General features: G+C 62.2%; 4 protein-coding genes. 1 reads left to right on the forward strand and 3 read right to left on the reverse strand.

Annotated features, from left to right (window positions below):
- A partial coding sequence (locus KGA83_RS26695; protein ID WP_223531234.1) for an Ig-like domain-containing protein occupies positions 1-2,807 on the forward strand: 2,807 nt, incomplete at its 5' end.
- A gap of 162 nt (positions 2,808-2,969) precedes the next feature.
- Here KGA83_RS26695 and KGA83_RS26700 read toward each other — a convergent pair.
- The 3 genes from KGA83_RS26700 to KGA83_RS26710 form a co-directional block, all read right to left on the reverse strand.
- A complete protein-coding gene (locus KGA83_RS26700) occupies positions 2,970-3,554 on the reverse strand; it encodes a YceI family protein (RefSeq protein WP_108217930.1) in 585 nt (194 codons plus the stop codon).
- A 131-nt stretch (positions 3,555-3,685) separates the two neighbouring features.
- Positions 3,686-4,354, reverse strand: a complete 669-nt coding sequence (locus KGA83_RS26705; protein WP_218430547.1) for a phosphoribosyltransferase — start codon at positions 4,352-4,354, stop codon at positions 3,686-3,688.
- 193 nt (positions 4,355-4,547) lie between these two features.
- Positions 4,548-5,573, reverse strand: a 1,026-nt coding sequence (locus KGA83_RS26710) for an MATE family efflux transporter (RefSeq protein ID WP_223531235.1), incomplete at its 5' end; no start/stop codon positions are given.

The following is a 5,573-nucleotide window of genomic DNA, read 5'->3' on the forward strand; positions in this document are numbered from 1 at the left end:
AAGCGCAGATCGAAGCCTTCCTCAACCGCCATCCGGTCGGCTCGCCGGCCGAAGGTCGGCCGCCAGGAAAAGGCTGGTCGCACCAGCGCTGGAACGAGTTCTTCCCGCAGGTCGGCTTCAAAACCGTACAAGCGGGTGCCCAGATCAACAGCGGCATGCGCGACCGCCGACAGTTGCACAACTACGCCGTCGGTGAGTTCGGGCCGGGCGGGCTGTACAACCAGACTTCGAACGCCCCGGTCCTGGCCGGCACCACCAAAGGCATCAATGTTCGTTTTCACCCCAACATGCCGATTCAGAACCACAAGGCGCTCTGGACCTTCGACGGCACCTTTCCGCCAAAACTGTTGATGGTGCGTTACGGTCAAGCCGCGTTGATGCGCCACTACAACGCCCTGCCGATCGATCCGGCGGCCAACATGGGGTTTGGCCTGCACACCCTCACCACCCACGAACACAACGGCCACTCCCCGGCCGAAAGCGATGGCTTTTCCGGTGCGTTTTTCTTTCCGGGGCAGTACTACGACTATCGCTGGCCGATCCAGTTGGCCGGTTACGACACCATCAACACCAGCGCCCAGGATCCGCGCGCGGCGTTCCCCTGCGCCCCGGACGAAACCCTGTTCGTCAACGATGCCGCGCCGGGCCTCAAAACGTGCAACAACGGCAGCATCAAGATCCGTGGCGACTGGCGCGAAACCATGAGCACCCACTGGTTTCATGACCACATGGTCGATTTCACCGCGCAGAACGTCTACAAGGGCAACGCGGTGATGATGAACTACTACAGCGCCCTGGATCGCGGTAACGAAGCCTTCGAAGACGGCGTCAACCTGCGCCTGCCCAGCGGTTCGGCGTTGCCTTGGGGCAACCGCGACTATGACGTCAACCTGATGGTGGCCGACAAGGCCTGGGACGCTAATGGCCAGTTGTGGTTCAACCCGTTCAACACCGACGGCTTTCTCGGCGATCAGGTCCTGGTCAACTGGCAGTACCAGCCGCGCCTGAATGTGCGGGCGCGCAGCTATCGCTTTCGCATCCTCAATGGCTCGGTATCGCGCTACTTCAGGATCGCGCTGGTGCGTGAGGTCGCCGGCACCGGCGGCGAATTCCCCGGCCCGGCCGGTTCCGGCGTGTCTTATAGCCGCGTGCCGTTCCACATGATCGCCAACGACGGCAACCTGATGGAACATGCTGTGCCGTTCGACGGCAGCATGGACCTGGACGGCAACGGCGATGTGCAGAACCACAACGCCATCCTGCCCACCATAGGGATCGCCGAGCGTTTCGACATCATCGTCAATTTCGCGAAAAACGGGATCAACACCGGCGACAAGCTGTACTTCGTCAACCTGATGGAGCACCACGACGGCAAGGGGCCGGAGGCTACAGTGCTGAGCCTGGCCGACGTGCTGTCCGGGACGTACAAGCCGGTGCTCAAGCTGGGCAGCAAAGGACTGGAATGGACCGGGGGCGACCCGGGGGTGGGCAAGTTCATGCAAATGGTAGTCCAGCCTTATGCCGGCCAGGACGTGAGCATGAACCCCGCCGACTACGAACCCGCCAAACCGGGCAAGCCAGCCGGCAAGGTCATGATCCCGCTGACCATCAACCGCGACGACCCAGCAATGCAGGCCAAACTCAATGTGGCGCGGCATCGCGAGTTCATCTTCGGCCGCTCCGACGGCACCGACGAAGCCCCCTGGACGATCAAGACCGACGGTGGTCAATTCGGCTTCCCCATGGACCCTCGAATCATCAGCGCCGCTCCGCAACTGGCCAACGGCCCGACCCCTGCCGGCTTCTCCGGCGACGGCACCCTGGAAGTGTGGCGAATCAAGAGCGGCGGCAACGGCTGGAACCACCCGGTGCACGTGCACTTCGAAGAGGGGATCATCCTCCACCGCGATGGCAACCCACCGCCGGAATGGGAAAAATGGGCACGCAAGGACGTCTATCGCATCGGCGAAGGCATCGACAGCTCGGTGGACGTGGAAATGGCCATCCACTTCCGTGAATTCGCCGGGACCTACATGGAGCACTGCCACAACACCCAGCACGAGGACACGTCCATGTTGCTGCGCTGGGATATCGAGCATCCGGGCCAGTTCCAGTTGATGCCAGCGCCCCTGCCCGGCTGGGACGGCGTCACCTACGTCAATTCCTCTGCGTTGCCGACCTTCCGCACTGGCGATACCCGTGCCAATAACGATGGCAATAACCAAAAACCGATCGCCAACCCCGATAGCGCCATCAGCAGCACCGGCCAACCGGTGATCATCAACGTCCTGGCCAACGACACCGACCCGGACGGCAACGTGCCACTTAGAGTGGTGGGGCTGGAGCAACCGAACTCCGGAACGGGCGTGGTCAGCACCGATGGTACGCGCGTGACCTACACACCTCCGGCCACGGTCGCCGCGCCGTTCACCGCGACCTTTACCTATAAGGCAGCCGATGCCAAGGGCGCGGAGTCGGCATCGGCGACGGTGTCCGTGGCGGTCTCGGCAGCGGTCGTCGAGAACCTGATCGTCACCAGCGCTACCGTCACCGCCCGCAGCAACAGCCGCTGGTATTGGGTCCTGTCCGGCACCACCTCGCGTGGCACGGGCAACACCATCACGGCGACTGCCACGGTCACAACCGGTACGGCGAACCTTGGCACCGCCACCCTGACGCCAACAGCGACAGGCGCGCGCTGGAATATAGCGGTGACGACCGTCGGCAGTGGCCCGGCGCCCAACCCGACGGCGACCGTCAAATCAGCCTTCGGCAAAACCGTGACGGTGCCAATAGTGGCGCAGTAGAGCGGTTTGATCGGCGCCCGGTCCATGCAATGTGGATCGGGCGCTTTTTTGTGCGGCGTACTCGCTCCCACCATTGAATCGGCGTCGTACACAGATTTGGCATTCACCAAGGATCAAATGTGGGAGGAATGTCGTCGACCGGAAGTTAACGTTCAGCCCGAGTCACCGCTGCGGCGCCACCATCCGAAAGCGGATATTGATCTCGTTGGACACCACACTGTCCGCCCACTCGCCCTCGCCGATCTTGAAGTCGTCACGCTTGAGCACCAGTTGGCCCTCAAAGATGCCGATGGCGCTCTCTGATCTCAGTTGCACCGGCACAGTCACCTCCCGAGTGAGCCCCCGCAGGGACAGCTTGCCGGTGATGGTGTAGCGGTTATTGCCCAGGGCGTTGATGGACGTCGACTCGAAGGTCGCCACCGGATAAGTCGCCGTATCGAACCACGCCGGTTTTTGCAGCTCGGTGTTGGCGTCGCTGCTGCCGGCGTCGATGCTGTTGAGGTCGATGGTCAGCGTGGCGTGGGCGGCACCAGGGTTATCGGTGTCGAAATCGAGATTGGCCTCGAACTTGCCGAAAGTGCCGTAGCTTCGCGAACCCATCTGCTGATAGGTGAAACTCAAGGTGCTGGCCTTGGCGTTCACTTTCTTGTATTCCACGGCTTCAGCGAACGGCGCCAGGCTGAACTGCACCAGGCCGAACACCAACGTTCCGGCCAGAGCGATGCAACGCGCGGATCGAAGGTTCATGGCACTCTCCGGGAGGGCTCCCGTCTTGAATTGGGGTGCCGCACAGGTCGGGTGGCATCAAAATGACTTAAGCAAACAACCGGCGTTTATTCCACCTCACGCGGTGATTTGCGACCACCTGCTGATGGCCGTCAGCACTCCTCGCGCTGCCACGCCCGCTGCAACAGCTCGATCACCTCGGCATCCGAGGTCTGGGTAAAATCCATATACCAATACCCAATCGACGTGAACCACTCGGGCATCAGCGGGCAGACCAGTTCATCCACCTCGCTGCGCAGGGCCTGCACCGTCTCGATCGGCGCCACCGGCACCGCCACCACGATGCGCGAAGGCGCCTGTACCCGCAGCGCCTGGATCGCCGCCCTCATTGAAGCGCCGGTGGCCAGGCCGTCGTCGATCAGGATCACCACCTGATCCTTGAGCAGCACCGCCGGCCGCGTACCGCGGTAGACCTTCTCGCGGCGCAGCAGTTCGCGGCTTTCCCGTTCGACCACGGCGTCGAAAGCGGCGCGATCGATCGGGTGCACGCGCAGTGCCTCTTCATTACGAATCTGGATACCGCCGCTGGCAATTGCGCCCATGGCGTACTCCGGGTGGGACGGCACACCGAGCTTGCGCACCAGCATCAGGTCCAGGCGAACCTTCAGCGCCGTGGCCACCTCATAAGCCACCGGCACGCCACCACGGGGCAAGGCCAGAACGATCACATCGGGGCGGTTAGCGTAAGGCAGCAGCGGTTCTACCAAACGTCGTCCGGCCGCTGGCCGGTCTTGCAGGATGGAATGGGACAAGGGGCTCATGTGAAAACCTCCCCAGGCGATCAGGCCTATCGGTGAATCCTGCTCCCACTGATGAAGTACCTGATTTTCAGTGTGCACAAGATTACAAACAACACAGTCCCTGTGGGAGCGGGCTTGCCCGCGAAGACGTCAGCACAATCAACATCTACACCACTGAACCACCACAATCGCGAACAGGCAATCAAAAAACCAACTAAACCAACCGCTCAATCTTCTGATGCTGCCACACCAGTTTGTAATACAGCGTCTGCAACACCAGCATCCCCAGATACGCCACCGGAAACGCCATCCACACCCCTTGCAACCCGAACTTCGCATCCAGCAGATACGCCGCCGGCAACTGCACGCCCACCACGCACACAATCGAAATCGCCACCGGCACCATCACCGTGCCGCTGGCACGCATGATGCCGCCGATGATCGCCTGGAAGCCGAACACCAACAGGCTCCAGAGCATGATGTGCAACAGGTGCCGGGCCATGGTCCGCGTCGCCTCTTCGGTGAGGAACGACGCCAGCAACCAGCTCGACAACAAGTACCCGAGCACCACCAGGCCACCGGTCAAACACACATTGATCATCAGCCCGGTCTTCAAAATCGGCCCGATGCGCTCGATGCGCCCCGCCCCGATCGCCTGCGCCCCGAGGATCGACGCGGTGATTGCAATCGACAGCGCCGGGAACTGCACGTAATTGACGATCTGCGTCACCGCTCCGTAAGCCGCCGTCGCCTGGGAGCCGTGCTGGTTCACCAGCGCCAGAATCACCAGCTCCGACAGCGACAACACCACCATCTGCAACCCGGTGGGCAAACCGATGCGCAGCACCTTGCCGAGAATCGCCACGTCCAGCTTCATCGCCGCAAAGAACTCGCGGTCCGGCGCCAGTGGATGGCCCTTGCCAAGCAAGCGCCACGCCAATAACCCCATCGCCACCAGGTTACCCACCAACCCGGCAACCGCCGCACTCTGAATCCCCATCGGCGCAAAACCCAACCAGCCGCGAATCAACGCCGGCGTCAACGCCAACCCCACCATGGTCGACACCACCAGCGCCAACAACGGCGACAACGTATCGCTGACCCCGCGCAGCAACTGCGTGAACAGCACAAACACCAACAGCGACGGCATGATCCACAACATCACATGGGCATACGCCACCGCATCGTCCAGCACATCCGCCGGCGTCCCCAACCCCACCAACGCCGACCGCGCAAACAC

The organism is Pseudomonas sp. GL-R-19 (assembly GCF_019956375.1).
GTDB lineage: Bacteria > Pseudomonadota > Gammaproteobacteria > Pseudomonadales > Pseudomonadaceae > Aquipseudomonas.

Bases quoted from the DNA above. Each gene is read 5' to 3' on its own strand.
- KGA83_RS26705 (WP_218430547.1), bottom strand. From the start codon at position 4,354: ATGAGCCCCTTGTCCCATTCCATCCTGCAAGACCGGCCAGCGGCCGGA.
- KGA83_RS26700 (WP_108217930.1), bottom strand. From the start codon at position 3,554: ATGAACCTTCGATCCGCGCGTTGCATCGCTCTGGCCGGAACGTTGGTG.